The sequence below is a fragment of the Roseobacter sp. MH60115 genome (assembly GCF_015644665.1).
Taxonomy (GTDB): Bacteria; Pseudomonadota; Alphaproteobacteria; order Rhodobacterales; family Rhodobacteraceae; genus Roseobacter.
Genome location: NZ_JADOBQ010000013.1, coordinates 25,731 through 42,233, shown reverse-complemented (window position 1 = coordinate 42,233; position 16,503 = coordinate 25,731). Strand labels below are relative to the sequence as shown.

The following is a 16,503-nucleotide window of genomic DNA, read 5'->3' as shown; positions in this document are numbered from 1 at the left end:
CGCGCGGTCGGATCAGGAGGGATTGGCGAGCCGTTGGCGCAGTAACTGAACGCCGTTCTCGAACAGGTCGAGGTTTTCTTGCGCGCGGGCGGTAAGCTGGGCGCCCTCCAGCAGGGGCAGGGTGGCGGCAGCTTCCTTGTCGGGCATCGTCACCCCGGCAATCGTGCCATCGGACCGGCCCAGTTCAAAGGTCTGGGTCAGCCAGCCGATGACCATCTGGCGAAAGCTGCGGATCTCGGTGATCACATCGGCGGGCAGGCTGTCGCGGCTGGTGGAGAAGGAGACGCAAAGGCAAAGGCTTTTGCCGCCATTCAAAGCGCCGCGATAGTGGTCGATCAGCGCGGCAAGACGCGCGCATCCCGAGGGGTGCGTCGTGTCAATCGCGCTCAGAGCTTGCCTGATCTCGGCGGCATAGCGCTGCATCAGCGCCACTGACAGCGCGGCCTTGGTCGGGAAATGGTGGTGAATGCTGGCCTTGCGGATGCCCACGTCCTCTGCCAGATCGGCATAGCTGAACCCGTCGAACCCACGCCTGCGCGCGGCCTGTTCCGCCGAATTCAACAGGGCTGTTTTTGTATCAATCCGCATGTACGTGACCTCTGCCATAGTCTTGCATCGTCAGTAATACGTTTTCGGCGGCTTCCAAAGCCCCTTCGAGGTAACCGCCGAACTGCGGGGCCACTTCGGTGCCCGCAAATTGCAGCCGTCCGTCCCACAGCCCGCGCAAAGCCCCCGGCAGCCCGTAGGTGGGATGCGCATACAAGGGGGCCTTGTCCGCTTCGGTTGCGGTAAAGCGGTCGAAGGCCCAGTCCTTTATGTACAGCGTCGAAGGGGTTGAAGCCTCCTGCCCAAACAGGCGGGTTAGTTGCGCGATGACGTCCCGGCGCAAAGCATCTTCCTCCGCCCGGTGCGGCGGCGGCGTGCCGATGAAACCGAAAAGGGCATAGGGCCCGCCGTTTTCGGGTGACGCGTCGTGCACCTCGACCAGCGGGCCTCTCCGGCTCATCGCGTCGCCGGAAAACCCTGCGTGGCGCCAGAACGGTCTGTCATAGACGGCAACGGCCTTGGCTTGCCCGGCCATCCATGTGGCAACGCCCTGCATGGTTTGGATGGACGCCGCAGGGAGGGCAGGGGTGCAGGCAATCTGCGCAGCGATGCGCGGCGGCAGGGCCAGAACCACCTGACGGGCTTCCAGTTTTTCGCCGTTGTGCAGCGTTGCGGTCACGCCGCCTGCGGATTGGGTCAGACCCACCACCGGCGCGTTCAGCCGTTTGCGGCTGTCGGGCACCCGTGCGGCGAGGGATTGGGTCAGAGCCTCAAGGCCGCCCTTGAGCCGCCACGATCCCTGCATCGACGAAAATCCACGCCCGCGGTCGACCTGGCCGCGCTCATCCTCATAGGTCAGAGCCCCGTCGGCAAACTGATCGAATTTCTCCAGCCCTAGGCGGTCGATCAGCGCCGCGATACGCGGCTGCCCCGGCCAGAACCACGCAGGCCCCAGATCGAAAGCGCCGCCCGCGTGCACCGCTGTCTTGATCCGCCCGCCAAAGCGCCCGCGCGCCTCGACCAGCATATAGTCACGGTTTTGCGCATCCAGCGCTTCGGCCAGGGCAAGGCCGGACAAACCGCCGCCGATGATCAGAATATCCATGGCTCAGAACCCTTCGGAGGCGGGGCGCAGGTCAAGTTCCTGCGTCCATGTCGATCTGGGCTGCTGGGCGAGTTGCCAGTAGGCCTCGGCGATGTCTGCCGGATCCATCATCCGGGTCGGGTCTAACCCGTGCCGATCGCGCGAGCGGGCGCTATCGATGATGCCGTCGAGGATGACGTGGCAAACATGGATGCCAGCGGGCTGGTATTCCCGCGCGAGCGATTGGGTCAGCCCCCGCAACGCGAATTTGGCACTGGCGAAGGCGGAAAATTTCGCGCCGCCGCGCAGGGATGCGGTGGCCCCGGACACGATGAAGCTGCCACCGCCTGCGCGGACCATCGGTTGCAGCGTGGCTTGCGCGAGCAAGACCGCCGTTTGCACCATGGAGGTCCATGTCTTCTGGTAGTCCTGCAGCGTGGTGTCCGAAAACGGGCTGATGACCAGTTCGGCGGTATTGTGCACGACGATTTTCGGCGGGCCGTGGTCTGCGATGATCTCAGCGATGGTGTCCGGCACAGCGCGTTCATCCGCGAGATCAAGGGTGTGAAACGCGCCGACCGGCTCGGCAGGACGGCTGCGGCCAAGGCCAACCGGGGTCAGCCCTGCGGCTGCAAAACGCGCCAGCAGGGACTGGCCAAGGCCAGCCCCCGCGCCCGCGACCAGCGCCAGTGGGTTGTCGTGTCCCATCAGACAGCGGGTGGTTTTGCGTGGGGCAAGTGACCGGTCTTGATCCAGACCTTGGCCCCCGCATCCCCGGCAACAGCCGTCAGAGGCGCGCCTTCGGGCAGGCGCAGCCACGCGCCTTTGCCAAGGGTTTCGCCGCTTTCCACGACGGACCCGTCGATGACCAGCATTTCGATGCCGCCCGCATCCGCATTGGTGAGCGTCGCGCCCGCATCAAGGTGGCTATAGGTCACCGTCTCGCGCGCGTCGCGGTGCAATTCGGCGGTGGCGACACCATCGACGGCGGCACCCAGTTCCTCCGCCATGGTTTTGCGGAACTGATTGCGATCCTCCATGTCGAACTGCCACAGCTTCACGAAGATCGTGCAGCCCGCCTCCGACCCCGGCGTATGCGAGGTGGTGGGGGGATTGCGGACATAGGTGCCCGCCCGGAAATCGCCATGCTCATCCTGAAAGACCCCGTCCAGCACGATGAATTCCTCACCTCCCGTGTGGGTATGGGCGGAAAACTTGCTGTTGGGTGCATAGCGCACGATGGTCGTGGCGCGGGCAACCTCACCGCCGATGCGGTCCAGCATGCGCCGGTCCACGCCCGGCATCGGCGAGGCGTTCCAGTCCAGTTGATCCGAGTGCACGACCACCCGGGCGTTGAAATCTGCGTTCAGTTCCATGTTGTGTCCTTTCAGACTGGGGGCCGGATTAGCCTGCGATGCTCGGGCGGGCGGCGACTTTGCTGCGCCATGCCACAAGATTGGACAGGCTGTCGGGGATGTCTACCTTGGCAAAATCCGCAAAGGCCAGCCCGGCAAAGGCGGTGATATCCGCGATTGAAAATCTGTCACCGGCCAGAAATTCGTTTTCGGCCAGAACACCATCCAGATAGGCCATGGTCTGGCTGGCGACATCCTTCTGTCGCATCCCCCATTCAGCGCATTGATTGGTTTCGATGTCCGGACCAAGGCCGGGGGTCGCGTGGTGGAAATATGTGCTGACCGCGTTCAGTAGACCGTTTTCCGCCCGCAGGTTCATCATGGAGACCCGGGCGCGCTCTTTCGGGGTCTCGCCGGTCAGCGATGCGCCTTCGAAGTGGCCGTCGATGTATTCGGTGATGGCATTGCATTGGGCGATATGGCTGCCGTCGTCGAGTTCGAGACAGGGCACAACCGCATCCGGGTTCTTGGCCCGGAAGGCGTCGGACCGGTGTTCACCACCCATCACGTCAACCGGGATGAACTCGACCTGATCGGTCGCCCCTTTTTCGGCCAATGCGATGCGCACACGCGCGGGGTTCGGGAAGCCTTCGACATCATAGATTTTCATGGGAACACCTTCTTTGGTTTGGATTTGATTTTTCCTACCTACTACTTGGTTGGTAAATTTGCAAGAGCGTTTTTGACCGGGCTGCAGGGACACCTGGTTTCGGAGAAAAATCTGCCCGAAGGCGCGCGGCAATTGATGTCGATCAACGCTGCGATGCCTCTGCACGCTAATCATCCGGCAAACTGAAATCCGAATGCGGAGTGTTGGACGATGCAAAAGACGATGAAGGCGGCGGTGGTCACGAAATTGGGTGATCCTCTGGATATTCGCGAAGTACCCGTGCCAGAGATCGGACCGGGGCAGGTGCTTGTCAGGGTGCGGGCTTCGGGCGTCTGTCACACGGATCTGCACGCGGCCATGGGGGACTGGCCGGTGAAGCCAACCGCCCCCTTTATTCCGGGCCACGAGGGTGTGGGCGAGGTTGCACAGGTCGGCGCCGGGGTCACCCATCTCAAGGAAGGCGACCGCGTCGGCGTGCCCTGGCTGCACACAGCCTGCGGGCGTTGCGAGCATTGCTCCGGCGGCTGGGAGACGCTGTGCGAAAGCCAGCAGAACACCGGCTATTCGGTCGATGGAGCCTATGCCGATTTTGTGCGAGCAGATGCGAATTATGTCGGGCACATCCCCGATACGCTGGACTTCGGACCGTCCTCGCCGGTGCTTTGTGCCGGTGTGACGGTCTACAAGGGGCTCAAGGAAACCGAAGTGCGCCCGGGTCAATGGGTTGCGATCTCCGGGATCGGCGGGTTGGGGCATATGGCGGTGCAATATGCGAAAGCCATGGGCATGAATGTGGTTGCGGTCGATGTGGCCGACAGCAAGCTCGATCTGGCGCGCGCGCTCGGGGCGGATGAGACGATCAACGCGGCCAAGCTCGATCCCGTCAAGGAAGTGGCGAAACATCTGGGCGGCGTGCACGGTGCTTTGGTCACCGCCGTCAGCACCAAGGCCTTTGCGCAGGCGACGGGCATGTTGCGCCGCCACGGCACCATGTCGCTGGTTGGTCTGCCGCCGGGTGATTTCCCGCTGCCGATTTTCGAGGTTGTGCTCAAGCGGCTGACCATTCGCGGGTCTATTGTCGGCACCCGTCTCGATCTGTCTGAGGCGCTGTCCATCGCAGCGGAAGGGAAGGTTTCGACCACCTACACATGGGACAAGCTGGACAATATCAATGCCGTTTTTGACCGCATGCGGGCAGGCACGATTGATGGCCGCGTTGTGCTGGAAATCTGATCCCTGTTTGACGTCCGAAAACTGACTTCTGGCTCTGCGAAAGGGCCCGACCGGAGAATGCTGTGTCCCCCGTCCTCACCCATCCGCATGCCGATACGGCCGATGCCTGCCTCACCAAGCTTGGTTCCTTTCCCCAGGGTCTGACCACCGGCGAAGCCCGGGTGAGGCTGGACCGCTATGGCAAGAACCACCTACCCGAAGCGCCGCCGCGCCCTGTCGTGGTGCGGTTTTTGATGCATTTCAACAATGTTCTGATCTATGTCCTGATCGGCGCCGCGATGGTGACGGCGGCCCTGGGGCACATGATCGACACCTGGGTGATCCTGGCTGTCGTGCTGGTCAACGCGACCATGGGTTTCATCCAGGAGGGCCGCGCGGAAAACGCGATGGCGGAAATCCGGCAGATGCTGGCACCGCATGCATCGGTTCTGCGCGACGGGAAACGGATCAGCATCGACGCGGCGGACGTAGCACCCGGCGATATTGTGCTGCTGGAACCCGGGGACCGGGTCGCGGCGGATTTGCGTCTGTTGCAGGTGAACGGGTTGATGGTGCAGGAGGCCATTCTGACCGGCGAATCCGTACCGGTGGAAAAATCGGTGGCATCGGTCGAGGCGGATGCGGCGCTGGCGGACCGTACGTCGATGGCCTTTAGCGGCACGCTGATCACCTCCGGGGTCGGGCGCGGTGTTGTGGTGGCCACCGGCGCAGTGTCGGAGATCGGGCGGATCTCCGGCATGCTGGGCCGGGTACGCGGGCTGAAAACCCCGCTGGTCGTACAGATGGACAAATTTGCGCGCTGGCTGACTGTGCTTATTCTGCTGATCGCGGGGGCGCTGCTGGCTTTTGGCTATTACGTGCAACAGTTCGATTTCGACGCGATGTTCATTGCCGTGGTCAGCCTTGCCGTGGCCGCGATCCCCGAAGCCTTGCCCGCCGTCATGACCATCACGCTGGCCGTGGGCGTGCAGGCGATGGCGAAACGCCATGCCATTGTGCGCCGCCTGCCGGCGATCGAGACCATCGGCGCGGTTTCAGTGATTTGCACCGACAAGACCGGCACGCTGACCCGGAACGAGATGATGGTGGCGTCGGTCGTGACCGGGTCCGGACGCTTCACGGTGGCCGGGGACGGTTATGCGCCGACGGGTGATATTGCGCGTGAGGATGGTGGGGCGGCTGGACCCGCGCTGTCGGAGATCGCGCAAGCGGCCCTGTTGTGTAACGACGCGGCGCTTCGGGAGGCAGGCGGCACCTGGATCGTTGACGGCGATCCGATGGAGGGCGCGCTCCTGGCCTTTGGGCAGAAGGCGGGAGAGGCCGCATCCGGCTGGCAGCGCACCGGCGAGATCCCGTTTGATGCGGTCCGCCGCTACATGGCCGTGCAGGTCGAAAACGCGGATGGCGAATCCCTGACGGTGGTGAAGGGCGCCCCTGAAAAGCTGCTGGAGATGTGTCGCGATCAGATCGGCGCGGCCGGGTCTGAACCGCTGGACGCTGCCCATTGGACCGCCGAGGCCACACTTATTGCGGCCCGTGGACAGCGCGTCCTCGCCCTCGCGCGCAGGTCGCCGGAGGCCGGTGTACTGGCAGATACCATCGAAGGAGACCTGAGCCTGATTGGTCTGGTGGGCCTCATCGACCCGCCGAGGGCGGAGGCCATCGCCGCAGTTGAGGAGTGCAAGAAAGCTGGCATTGCCGTGAAAATGATCACCGGAGACCATGCAGGCACCGCCTCGGCCATTGGCCGTCAGATCGGGCTGGCCAATCCCGACGCGGTTCTGACTGGCGCGGATATTGACGCTATGGATGACGGTATCCTCGCGGTCGAGGTTATGAGCACGAATATCTTTGCCCGCACGTCGCCGGAGCATAAATTGCGTCTGGTCACCGCCTTGCAGGCGCATGATCTGGTCGTGGCCATGACCGGTGACGGGGTGAATGACGCGCCTGCGCTCAAACGCGCGGACATTGGGGTCGCCATGGGGATCACCGGTTCGGCCGCCTCAAAGGAAGCGGCCGATCTGGTGCTGGCCAACGATAACTTTGCCTCCATCTCGGCAGCCGTGCGGGAAGGGCGCACGGTCTGGGACAACATCCGCAAGCTCGTCAGCTGGATACTGCCCACCAGCGCCGGGGAGGCGGGCACAATCGCCGCCGCCCTCCTGCTGGGCTTTGCCCTGCCCGTGTCACCGGTGCAGATCCTCTGGGTCAATATGATCACAGCGGTCACGCTGGGCCTTGCGCTCGCCTATGAACCGCCCGAGGCCGAAACCATGCAACGCCCCCCGCGTCACCGCAACACCGGGCTGCTGACCGGCGGTCTTGTCTGGCACGTTATCTTTGTCACCACGCTGTTTCTGGCCATCGTCTTTGGGCTTTTCACCTATGCGCTCGAGAAGGGATATCCGCTGGTACTGGCGCAAACCATGGCCATGAACATGCTGGTGGTGCTGGAGATTTTCCACCTCTTCTACATCCGCAATATCTTTGGCACGTCGATCAACTGGAACGCTTTCAAAGGCACGCGCGCGGTCTGGATCAGCGTGATCATCGCGACAGTCGCACAGTTTGCGGTGACCTATCTGCCCTTTGCGCAACCGATCCTCGGCACGCAGGCCGTGCCGCTGGCGGACGGGCTGCTGATCGTCGGCATCGGTATCGTGTTCTTCGCCGTGATCGAGACGGAAAAGCAACTGCGTCTGGTGTTGACGGGGCACAACGGGATTTAGCGGATGTGCGGGACCTCAGGCCTCCCGCGCTGCTTCGCGGTGCAGGCTGATCCGCGTCCCGGTTGTGCCGTTGATCAGATCCAGCGTGTCCGAGAGACGCCCGATGGCGGCGAAACCGCCCGTGGCTTCGGCAAATTCACAGGCTGCGTCGACCTTGGGACCCATGGAGCCTGCGGGAAAATCCATCTGTGCTACCTCTTCTGGTGAAAGATGCGTGATCAGCGCCTGATCGGGCGTGCCCCAGCCGGAATAGACACCTTCCACATCGGTCAGCATCAGGAAGGCATCCGCCTCCAGCGCCCGCGCCAGAAGCCCGCTTGCGTGATCCTTGTCGATCACGGCCTCAACGCCAATCATCGTGCCATCGTCTTTCTGCACAACCGGAATACCGCCGCCGCCCGCGCAAATGATCACGACGCCCTGATCCAGCAACAGGCGGATCACATCCAGTTCCAGGATGCGCTTGGGCCGCGGCGAGGGCACAGTGCGCCGGAAATGCGCGCCATCCTGCCCGATTGTCCAACCGTGATCGGCGCGCAGGCGAGCGGCCTCCTCCTCCGTGTAGATGGGGCCGATGAATTTCGTCGGGTTCTGGAAGGCGGTGTCGTTTGGATCAACTTCGATCTGGGTCAGCAGGGTCGCGTATTTGGCCTCCGGCAGATAGGCATTGTCCAGTTCTTGCTGCAGCACGTAGCCGATCATCCCGTCCGTCTCCGCGCCCAGAACGTCCAGCGGAAAGGCACCGCCGCGCAGGGCCAGATAGCCAACCTGAGGCCCGTTGCCGTGGGTGATCACCACCTGATGTCCGGCGTCCATCACCTGTGCCAGGGCGCGGGCTGCGGTACGAATACTGGCCCGCTGGTTCGCAGCGGTGAGGGTCTCCCCCCTCTTGGACAGGGCGTTTCCGCCCAAAGCAACGACAATTCTCATTGGCGACCTCGATGATCAGACAGATGGGATGCGCAGACAGGCTGACGCATTTCCGTCTCAGTAGTGTGAAGCGCCAACTGCCGATTGAGATTGGTCAATCGGATGGCTAGCCATCCTCACTTCTTCAGGCGATTTTTTGACTTCTGATAGAGCCGTCTGTTGAGCGCTATGAACTGCGCGAGACTGCGGCCAAGCGGCCCCGCCGCGTTGCGCACGAGGTAAAGATACCCGGTCACACTCGCAATCAGGCTGCCGACGGTATTGATCATCAAGTCACCCATAGTGTCCATCAGACCGGATTTTTGCATGTTCAGCCCGAAAACCTGGTCCATGCCGAACTCGAAAATCTCCCAGACGGCCCCAATGGTCATGGCCACGCAGAAGGCAACAAAAGCAATCGCGGAGGGCGGCGCGGCAAAGCGGTCGCCCTCGAAAAGCATAAAGACGAAAAGGAACCCGATCAGGCCAAATCCGATGGCGGAAAACCCGTGCAGGGCCAGATCCCACCACCACAGGCGCTCATAGAAATCGAAGGCTTCGCCCAGAAAGATCGACGCAAAGAAAAACAGGGTGGTGGCCAGAAGAAAGGGGACCGGCAGGGTCAAGGACCAGCGCGACGCGAGGGTGGGCGGCACAAGGGACAAGGCCAGAGTGGCCATCGTGACAAAGGCCAGCGACCAGCGGCCCAGAGCCAGGGCCACGAGACCGGCAAGCAAAAGCGCCGCCCAGATGGCCAGCATGACGGATCCAAAGTTTTTCGCGGTATACATCGCTAGATCGCTTTCCTGACGTTCAATCCCGAGGCGCTTGCCCTATATATAAGGTATGACCGACACAGTCCTAAGGATCGCAAGCTATAATATTCGCAAAGCCCGCGGCCTTGACCAGAAACGCCTGCCGGGGCGGACCTTGCAGGTCATCAACCGGCTGCAGGCCGATATCGTTGTCTTGCAGGAGGCAGACAGGCGGGTCGGGACGCGCAAACCCGCGATCCCGCGCAAGCTGATCGAGGCGGAAACGGATTTCCGGCTTGTTGACGTTTGCTCAAACGGGATCAGCCTTGGCTGGCACGGCAATGCCGTTCTGATGCGCGACCCTGCGCAGGTTGTGAAGGTTGCGCGGATTCCACTACCCGGGCTGGAACCGCGCGGGGCGGTGCGGCTGGACATGACGTTCGGCGGCGGTCTCAGCCTGGTGGCGGCGCATCTGGGCCTGCTGCGCCGGGATCGTCGCGAGCAGTTGGAGGCGCTGTGCCACGCGACGGCAAATAGCCCGCATGCCGTGATTGCCGGTGATTTCAATGAATGGTCGCACCGCAAGGGGCTGGAGCCTCTGGCGGGCAAGTTCGACACACATGCGCCGGGGCACAGCTTTCACGCCCGCCGCCCGATTGCGGCACTGGACCGGTTCGCCCTCAGTCACGGTGTCGAATTGCGCGGTGCGGGGGTAGAGCAGGGCGCGCTGGCCAGACGCGCGTCGGACCACCTGCCTGTCTGGTCTGATATCGTCATTCCCGCCGCCGCTACGTGCTGAACATCACCGGCAGCTTGGCATCGCGCAGCAGCGCATAGGTGGTGGCGCCAATCACGAAGTCGTAGACTTTGGAGTGGCCGAAGGCCCCCGTCACGATCAGATCCGCGCCGCGTTCAAAAGCCACCTGACCGACCACATCCGCGACGGTATCACCAGCCGTATTGCGATGCTCCAATGTGGGTTTCATCCCATGTCTTGAAAACATCTCGGCCACATCGACCCCTTCGGAATCCTCCAGAGCATCAGACGGGGTGCTGCCAACACGCAGGACGGTAAGGGTCGCCCCCTCATCCGCGACATTCAGCAGATCATGTGCCGCGCGCGCGGCTTCCCGCGTCGCACTCCAGCCCAGCAGGACGTTTTTACCGATCTCCGCGCCGTCGTACTCCGGCGGCACGACAATCACCGGCCGACCGCTCTCCTGAATGACCTCGCTCTGCGCATTGCGCTGCTCATAGCGGTCCGCTTCCTTGTCGCCCCGGGCCATGATGACCAGATCGGCCGTGCGGGCATTCTCCACAAGGCGCTCATTGGCAGAGACGGCGTCAGCCCGCACAAGGCGAAATTCGCTTTGGAAGTCTTCATTTGTCGTGTGTTTTTGGAAAACCGCCTTGATGGCCGCAGTTTCGATTTTCTGACTTTCGTTGAAGGCCTCGAAAGCGGGCTCGGGGATGTGCATGGCGATGCCCGGATATACGACCAGCGCCTGCAGCGTGTGCAGCCCGATCAGATGGGCGTTGTGTTTACGTGCCAGCGGCACCGCGAGCTTCAGCAGCGTTTCGGCGTGTTCCGCCGTGGTCAGGCACACCAGAAGTGTCTTGATCCCCATAACATACGTCCTTTCCAAAGAGGCGGGGGCACCGGAGGGCGCCCCTCGCGCGTTTCAGGTCTTGCTGATGTCGATTTTGTGAAAGTCGGCCTTGGCCGCTGCCGGTTTCGCAATCCGCAGCTTCAGGATGCCATCTGCGAACTTTGCCTCGACGGCCCCCGCATCCGGCGCGAACCCCAGCGGTATCTGCCGCCGAAAGCTGCCATACCGCCGCTCGATCAAGTGATATCCGTTTTCGGATTTTTCGTGATCCGCGCTCTTTTCGCCCTTGAGTGTCAGCAGATCGCCCGTGATTGACGCGTCCAGATCCTCTTCCGCAACACCGGGCAGCTCCGCGCTGATCTCGACTGCCTCTTCGGTCTCCACCAGATCGATGGCGGGAAACATCGGCGTGGAAAAAACAGAAGGCGCGCCCGTATCCGGCATGGGAAAACCCGTCCGGAATTGTTCCAGCAGCCGGTTCATCTCCTTTTGGAAGGACGGAAAAAGAGCAGACCCACCGGCCTCGGAGCGCAGTTCGGGAAGTATTTGGCGTGACATCACACGTCTCCTTTCTGAAGTCCCGACACGGGAATGTGTCGCCGGTGTCCTAGCAAACCAGTGTTCTGCGCGATTGATTCCGATCAATCCAAAGCCTCCTGCCTGCGGTAGCTCATAGGCGACTGCAGTCTGATTGGAGGAGCATCCCATGCTGTTGCTCAGATACGCGCTGAGCCTTGTCGCCTTCCTTGGGAGCGGTACGCCGCTGTGGTCCGATACGGTCTCTGCCCAAAACGGCAGCGACACGTTCTTTTCCGGATCCGTCGTCAGCGAAACGATTGATACGCGTGGGGATACGTTTATGTCTGCACGCTCGGCAGTTGCCCGCGGTGTTTCGCAGGGGGATCTGCACATCACCGGCATGGATGTCTCCGTGCAGGCCGATACCGCCGAAGACCTCTATGCCTTTGGCGGCACGGTGATCATCCGCAGCGCCGTCGCCCAGGATCTGACGGCGGGTGGTTTTTCGGTGCGCACGGAAAGCAGCTCTGAAACAAGCGGGAACGCGCGCCTGTTCGGCAATTCCGTCACCATTGAGGGCAAGGTCGAGGGTGCACTGTTGATCGCCGCGCGCGATGTCATCCTGAACGCGCCGATTGAGGGGGATGCGCGTATTCTGGCAAAATCCATCTCCTTCGGTCCCAACGCCACTGTCGGCGGCACCCTGACCTACAGCGCGCCGGAACGGATATCGGTGCCCGAGCGTGTCGCCCCATCGGAAAGGGTGGTGTTCGAGCGGGCATCAGACCGGGATGTCTTGGCGGCATTGGGTGAGATGCGTCAGGACATGCCCGTTTTGCCCACCTTTGCCTCCGTGCTGAGCGCCTTTGTCATCTCGCTGCTGTTCTTTGTGGCCCTGGGGGCCTTGATGCTGACCTTCATGCCCAAGCGTCTGGAAAAGATGCGTCACAGCATCACGACGGCGCCCGGTCAGACCATGCTGCTCGGCATCATTGGCCTGTCCATCCTGTTTGGCATGGTGCCCATTACCGGTCTGACGCTCGTCGGGCTGCCCTTTGTCCCGATTGCACTGCTGGGGATCCTTGTCACATGGACGCTTGGATACGCATTGGGTGCCTATAGCGTCGCCATGCGTATCTGGACCGGGTTCGGCGGAGATCAAAACCCCGGCAACATCGCGCGCGTGCTGGTCTTTGCCGCGGCGATTGCCTTTGTCGCACTGCTGAATTTCATCCCCTTCGTCGGATGGGTGGCGAACTACACGCTTGTGCTGCTCGGCATCGGCGCAATGACCCATGCGGTGTTTCAGTATCTGATCGGCAATCCCGGTCAGGCCTTTGATATCGACATGAAACCCATCGACGACTGATCCCGGAAAGGAGAGCGCGCATATGTCTGCACAAGGTTTGGAAGTGATCGATCACACTGTTCAGCTGACCCATGAATGGATCAATGAACTGGCCGCCCGGCTGGACTGGTCCTCGAAACGCAGCACCCTGCGGTTGCTCCGCCTGACCCTGCACCGCGTGCGCGACCACCTTTTGCCCAATGAACTGGCGCAGTTCTCCGCGCAGTTGCCCCTGCTGGTGCGGGGCATGTTTTTCGAAGGCTGGGTGCCCAAACACACACCGATCAAGGACCGGAATGCCGAGGAGTTCAAACACGCCATCGACAGCCAGATGCGCGAGGCCGAGGAGTACCGCGGCCCCGAAGACATTCGCTGTGTGTTTGACCTGCTGAATGCCCGTCTGACCAAAGGTGAAATCGAAGACGTGCGGGCCAATCTGCCCATGGCCATTCGGGCCCTGTGGTCAGCACCCTAGCGGTATCTTCCCTCTAGCGTCCGCGATCCCCGAGCGACAGCGCAAGCAGCGCTTTCGGGCGCAGAATGATGATCGTGTGAATGTTGTCGATCGCGATGGTCTCAGACTTGCGCAGCTGGGTAAAAGTGCGGCTGATCGTTTCCGTCGTCAGCCCGAGGAAATCCGCGATATCGGCGCGGCTCATCGGCAAGTCCACCTGCCTGTGCCCTGCTACATCCTGACCCACCCGGTCAGACAGGATACACAGGAAGGACGCCACTTTCTCCAGCGCAGATTTCTGTCCGAGCATCATGAAATGATCCTGCATCGCGCTGATCTCGCGCAGCGCGGCCTGCAGCAGTTCCTGATGCAGTTTCGGATCGCCTTCGCCATTTTCCAGCGCTGATCTTCGATAGGGTTGCAGGCGCGCATCCACCAGCACCTCGCAATCCGTGTGGTGCAGCCCCCCCGCCGGGAAGCCCACGACATCCCCGGGATATCCAAAGGCGATCACCTGGCGGCGGCCGTCTTCCAACAGCCGGGTCAGCCGCAACACGCCGGTGGTGATCTGGTAGAGCCAGACCACCGGGTCCCCTTCGAAATAGACGTATGAGCCTGCTTTCAGGCGCGCTTCGGGACATTTGACACAGGCGCTTTCAAGCGGGACTGCGGGAGTGGTTTCAGCGTGTTCTTTTGGAATTGTGACATACATCCTTGCAGGCCCCCCGAGGAATTGGGCGCCAACTTGGACAGTCCTTGTATTTTCGCTTATCCTGCTCCTGCAAGATTTTGTATCATTTTGTATGAGACACTATTTGGCGCCGAACCTTCGTACTAAATTGAGATGGCAAGAGGCCACATCAAGCAGGGCCGGGGACGCAGACTATGTCAGATCAGAAAATTCTTGTTGTTGAGGACGATGCAAAGATCCGCACGCTTCTGCGCAACGTGATGGAACACGAGGGCTATTCCGTTCTCGAAGCGGAAAACGCCCGTCAGGTCATGGATCTGGTCAAGTCTTCCTGCATCAGCCTGATCACATTGGATATTCATCTGGGCGCGGACAACGGTCTGGAGCTGGCGCGGGACATCCGGCGCCTGTCCGGCGTGCCGATCATCATGATCACCGGCAAGGACGATGTCATCGACCGGGTGGTCGGACTGGAGATTGGGGCGGATGACTACATCACCAAACCGTTCCACGTGCGCGAAGTCATCGCCCGGATCAGAAGTGTACTGCGCAGAACGTCCCAGCCCGCAGAGGCCACACCCCAGAGCGGTTTTACCGATGCCAGCGCCACTGAGAGCCCGGCATTCTGTTTTGACGGCATGACGGCGATTCCCGACCGGCTTGAGCTGCTGGACAGGTCCGGGGCGGACTGTGGCTTGACCAGCGGCGATTTTAAGCTGCTGATGGTCTTTCTGGAGCGCGCCAAACGGGTGCTGTCGCGGGATCAGCTGATGGATCTGACCGGGGGTGTGGAATGGAGCCCGCTGGACCGGACGATCGACAACCAGATCGCCCGCCTGCGCAAGAAGATAGAACGCGACCCGTCAAATCCGAAGCTGGTCAAGACGGTGCGCGGGGTGGGCTATACCTTCGCCTGTGACGTGCAATCGGTTCATCCTTCGGAACGCTCTGCCAAAAGCGCCTGAAGCCGCTGCGCCAGATCGGATTGGCGGTAGGGTTTGCGCAGGATGTCATAGCTCTGGCCGCGCGCCATCGCATCGGTGACCACATCGCTGGCGTAGCCGGAGGTGAGCAGCACCTTGAGATGCGGGAACTCTGACGTCACCTTGGCCGCAAGGTCATAGCCGTTGAGCACCCCCGGCATGACCAGATCCGAGAAGACGACGTCGGCGTGGGTGCCGCTGGTGAGCATCCGGTAGGCGTCATCACCGTTGCTGGCTTCTTCCGTTTTGAACCCCAGATCGCGGATACGTTCGACCGACAGCTTACGCACTTTTGGATTGTCTTCGACAACCAAAACGGTTTCACCATGCCCAAGGGGCAGGGAGCCGCGGGCGTGCCTGTCATCAGAGGGTGTGAGCTGATCGTCATGGACAGGCACCGCCGGGAAATAGAGGCCAAAGCTCGTGCCATGGCCAACCTCGCTATAGAGCGTGATGTGCCCGCCGGACTGGCGCACGAAGCCGTAGACCATGGCCAGCCCCAACCCGGTGCCACCACTTTCCGATTTCGTGGTGAAAAACGGCTCGAACGCACGCTGCTGCGCGTCGACGCTCATGCCGGCACCGTTGTCGCTCACCGACAGCCGGACGTAATCCCCAAGCTTGATGTCGGTTTCCTGCGCCATGTAGGTGTCGTCGATGGTCACATTGGAGAGCGACACCAGAAGCTCGCCATTCGGCCCCATCGCATCGCGGGCGTTCAGCGCCAGGTTCATCAGGGCCGATTGCAACTGAACAGGGTCGATCATCACCAGGTTCAGATCAGGCGCGAAATTGGTCTTGATGCGCGTGTTGGCCCCCAGCGTGCGCCTGAGAATGGCCAGTGTTTCTTCACATAGAACGCGCAGGTCGGTCTCGACCGGCTTGAGATTGCTGCGCCGCGCAAAGACCATCAGACGTGCTGTGAGATCGGCCCCCAGCTCTGCCGAATCCAGCGCGTCCTTGATCAGCACCATCTGCCGGTCGCTGGCCCCGCGCATTTCCAGGAGCTCCAGGTTCCCGATCACGACCGTCAGCAGGTTGTTGAAATCATGTGCAATACCGCCCGTCATCTGGCCAATCGCATCCAGCCGCTGGGACCGGGAGAGGGCGTGCTGGGTGGCCTTGTCCTGCGTCAGGTCGTGCATGATCGCAACGAACATGCGCTGACCCGAAACATCCGCGTAGCTGACGGAGATGTGCAGCGGAAAGATGGATTTGTCCCGTCGCTGCCCCTCCACGTCACGGCCGACACCGATGATACGCTCCTCGCCGGTCTTCACGTGATGCGCCATGAACCCGTCATGCAAATCCGCCAGCGCCGTGGGCATCAGAACATTGACGCTTTGCCCGATCAACGCGTCCGCGTCGTATTGGAAAAGACGGCAGGCCGCGGGATTGGCGCGTGTGATCTTCCCCGTCTGATCGGACACGATCACCGCATCCGCCGCCATCTCCAGAATGGCCTGCAAAAGCCCGCTGTCCTGATCGCCGTTACCCATTCACACCATCGCTTTTCGATCAGCCTGCCAAAAGGTCGTCCAAAGGCGCAAGCCTGAATTGATATTCCTCAATGCCGCTTTGCAGCACTGTGAAAAAACGCTCAGGCGCCCACCC

Annotated in this window: 17 protein-coding genes; 6 read left to right on the top strand and 11 right to left on the bottom strand. The window is 61.7% G+C overall.

The genetic code is table 11. The features are described from left to right. Positions 1-12 precede the first annotated feature (12 nt). Genes ISX84_RS22670 through ISX84_RS22650 form a run of 5 tightly spaced genes read right to left on the bottom strand, consistent with a single transcriptional unit; the run spans position 13 to position 3,655 of the window. Positions 13-588 carry a TetR/AcrR family transcriptional regulator gene (locus ISX84_RS22670; RefSeq protein WP_195822698.1) on the bottom strand — a complete coding sequence of 192 codons (576 nt, stop codon included), beginning with the start codon at positions 586-588 and terminating at the stop codon, positions 13-15. After that, complete coding sequence (locus tag ISX84_RS22665; protein ID WP_195822697.1) at positions 578-1,651, bottom strand: flavin monoamine oxidase family protein; 1,074 nt, start codon at positions 1,649-1,651, stop codon at positions 578-580. The genes ISX84_RS22670 and ISX84_RS22665 overlap by 11 nt, the downstream gene beginning before the upstream one ends. A gap of 3 nt (positions 1,652-1,654) precedes the next feature. Next, on the bottom strand, positions 1,655-2,338 hold the full coding sequence (locus ISX84_RS22660; RefSeq protein WP_195822696.1) for an SDR family NAD(P)-dependent oxidoreductase: 684 nt from the start codon (positions 2,336-2,338) through the stop codon (positions 1,655-1,657). Beyond that, positions 2,338-3,006 carry a cupin domain-containing protein gene (locus ISX84_RS22655; RefSeq protein WP_195822695.1) on the bottom strand — a complete coding sequence of 223 codons (669 nt, stop codon included), beginning with the start codon at positions 3,004-3,006 and terminating at the stop codon, positions 2,338-2,340. The genes ISX84_RS22660 and ISX84_RS22655 overlap by 1 nt, the downstream gene beginning before the upstream one ends. A gap of 28 nt (positions 3,007-3,034) precedes the next feature. Then, positions 3,035-3,655: a glutathione S-transferase family protein gene (locus ISX84_RS22650; protein WP_195822694.1), complete on the bottom strand. Its 621-nt coding sequence runs from the start codon at positions 3,653-3,655 to the stop codon at positions 3,035-3,037. Positions 3,656-3,865: 210 nt separating this feature from the next. Between ISX84_RS22650 and adhP the strand changes: the two genes are divergently transcribed. Then, positions 3,866-4,888, top strand: coding sequence for an alcohol dehydrogenase AdhP (gene adhP, locus ISX84_RS22645; RefSeq protein WP_195822693.1), 1,023 nt, complete (start codon positions 3,866-3,868; stop codon positions 4,886-4,888). A gap of 62 nt (positions 4,889-4,950) precedes the next feature. After that, the gene (locus tag ISX84_RS22640) at positions 4,951-7,620 is read left to right on the top strand and encodes an HAD-IC family P-type ATPase (RefSeq protein WP_195822692.1); all 2,670 of its coding nucleotides are present in this window, start codon (positions 4,951-4,953) and stop codon (positions 7,618-7,620) included. 15 nt (positions 7,621-7,635) lie between these two features. Here ISX84_RS22640 and arcC read toward each other — a convergent pair whose 3' ends face one another. Continuing rightward, positions 7,636-8,550: a carbamate kinase gene (gene arcC / locus ISX84_RS22635; RefSeq protein ID WP_195822691.1), complete on the bottom strand. Its 915-nt coding sequence runs from the start codon at positions 8,548-8,550 to the stop codon at positions 7,636-7,638. A 116-nt stretch (positions 8,551-8,666) separates the two neighbouring features. Continuing rightward, on the bottom strand, positions 8,667-9,320 hold the full coding sequence (locus ISX84_RS22630; protein WP_195822690.1) for a hypothetical protein: 654 nt from the start codon (positions 9,318-9,320) through the stop codon (positions 8,667-8,669). A 55-nt stretch (positions 9,321-9,375) separates the two neighbouring features. Here ISX84_RS22630 and ISX84_RS22625 point away from each other — a divergent pair, with 55 nt between their 5' ends. Then, positions 9,376-10,083, top strand: coding sequence for an endonuclease/exonuclease/phosphatase family protein (locus ISX84_RS22625; protein WP_195822689.1), 708 nt, complete (start codon positions 9,376-9,378; stop codon positions 10,081-10,083). Here ISX84_RS22625 and ISX84_RS22620 read toward each other — a convergent pair. After that, positions 10,073-10,912 (bottom strand): universal stress protein, encoded by an 840-nt coding sequence (locus ISX84_RS22620; RefSeq protein WP_195822688.1) that lies wholly within the window; start codon positions 10,910-10,912, stop codon positions 10,073-10,075. The genes ISX84_RS22625 and ISX84_RS22620 overlap by 11 nt on opposite strands. A gap of 54 nt (positions 10,913-10,966) precedes the next feature. Further along, positions 10,967-11,452, bottom strand: a complete 486-nt coding sequence (locus ISX84_RS22615) for an Hsp20/alpha crystallin family protein (protein ID WP_195822687.1) — start codon at positions 11,450-11,452, stop codon at positions 10,967-10,969. Between the two features lie 148 nt (positions 11,453-11,600). Here ISX84_RS22615 and ISX84_RS22610 point away from each other — a divergent pair, with 148 nt between their 5' ends. Both ISX84_RS22610 and ISX84_RS22605 read left to right on the top strand, forming a co-directional pair. Next, positions 11,601-12,782: a hypothetical protein gene (locus ISX84_RS22610; RefSeq protein WP_195822686.1), complete on the top strand. Its 1,182-nt coding sequence runs from the start codon at positions 11,601-11,603 to the stop codon at positions 12,780-12,782. 22 nt (positions 12,783-12,804) lie between these two features. Further along, positions 12,805-13,236: a DUF2267 domain-containing protein gene (locus tag ISX84_RS22605; protein WP_195822685.1), complete on the top strand. Its 432-nt coding sequence runs from the start codon at positions 12,805-12,807 to the stop codon at positions 13,234-13,236. A gap of 13 nt (positions 13,237-13,249) precedes the next feature. Here the strand turns inward: ISX84_RS22605 and ISX84_RS22600 are convergent, their stop codons facing one another. Beyond that, the gene (locus tag ISX84_RS22600; RefSeq protein ID WP_195822684.1) at positions 13,250-13,927 is read right to left on the bottom strand and encodes a helix-turn-helix domain-containing protein; all 678 of its coding nucleotides are present in this window, start codon (positions 13,925-13,927) and stop codon (positions 13,250-13,252) included. A gap of 173 nt (positions 13,928-14,100) precedes the next feature. Here ISX84_RS22600 and ISX84_RS22595 point away from each other — a divergent pair, with 173 nt between their 5' ends. Then, positions 14,101-14,871 (top strand): response regulator, encoded by a 771-nt coding sequence (locus ISX84_RS22595; protein WP_195822683.1) that lies wholly within the window; start codon positions 14,101-14,103, stop codon positions 14,869-14,871. On the opposite strand, the gene ISX84_RS22590 is transcribed toward ISX84_RS22595, so the two are convergent. Further along, entirely contained in the window at positions 14,838-16,388 is a 1,551-nt protein-coding gene (locus ISX84_RS22590; protein ID WP_195822682.1) for an ATP-binding protein, read from the bottom strand. The two genes, ISX84_RS22595 and ISX84_RS22590, sit on opposite strands and share 34 nt — an antisense overlap. Between the last annotated feature and the right edge of the window lie 115 nt (positions 16,389-16,503).

Coding starts and splice junctions, on each gene's coding strand:
- ISX84_RS22670 (WP_195822698.1), bottom strand. CDS start 588: ATGCGGATTGATACAAAAACAGCCCTGTTGAATTCGGCGGAACAGGCC.
- ISX84_RS22665 (WP_195822697.1), bottom strand. CDS start 1,651: ATGGATATTCTGATCATCGGCGGCGGTTTGTCCGGCCTTGCCCTGGCC.
- ISX84_RS22660 (WP_195822696.1), bottom strand. CDS start 2,338: ATGGGACACGACAACCCACTGGCGCTGGTCGCGGGCGCGGGGGCTGGC.
- ISX84_RS22655 (WP_195822695.1), bottom strand. CDS start 3,006: ATGGAACTGAACGCAGATTTCAACGCCCGGGTGGTCGTGCACTCGGAT.
- ISX84_RS22650 (WP_195822694.1), bottom strand. CDS start 3,655: ATGAAAATCTATGATGTCGAAGGCTTCCCGAACCCCGCGCGTGTGCGC.
- adhP (WP_195822693.1), top strand. CDS start 3,866: ATGCAAAAGACGATGAAGGCGGCGGTGGTCACGAAATTGGGTGATCCT.
- arcC (WP_195822691.1), bottom strand. CDS start 8,550: ATGAGAATTGTCGTTGCTTTGGGCGGAAACGCCCTGTCCAAGAGGGGG.
- ISX84_RS22630 (WP_195822690.1), bottom strand. CDS start 9,320: ATGTATACCGCGAAAAACTTTGGATCCGTCATGCTGGCCATCTGGGCG.
- ISX84_RS22625 (WP_195822689.1), top strand. CDS start 9,376: ATGACCGACACAGTCCTAAGGATCGCAAGCTATAATATTCGCAAAGCC.
- ISX84_RS22620 (WP_195822688.1), bottom strand. CDS start 10,912: ATGGGGATCAAGACACTTCTGGTGTGCCTGACCACGGCGGAACACGCC.
- ISX84_RS22615 (WP_195822687.1), bottom strand. CDS start 11,452: ATGTCACGCCAAATACTTCCCGAACTGCGCTCCGAGGCCGGTGGGTCT.
- ISX84_RS22610 (WP_195822686.1), top strand. CDS start 11,601: ATGCTGTTGCTCAGATACGCGCTGAGCCTTGTCGCCTTCCTTGGGAGC.
- ISX84_RS22605 (WP_195822685.1), top strand. CDS start 12,805: ATGTCTGCACAAGGTTTGGAAGTGATCGATCACACTGTTCAGCTGACC.
- ISX84_RS22600 (WP_195822684.1), bottom strand. CDS start 13,927: ATGTATGTCACAATTCCAAAAGAACACGCTGAAACCACTCCCGCAGTC.
- ISX84_RS22595 (WP_195822683.1), top strand. CDS start 14,101: ATGTCAGATCAGAAAATTCTTGTTGTTGAGGACGATGCAAAGATCCGC.
- ISX84_RS22590 (WP_195822682.1), bottom strand. CDS start 16,388: ATGGGTAACGGCGATCAGGACAGCGGGCTTTTGCAGGCCATTCTGGAG.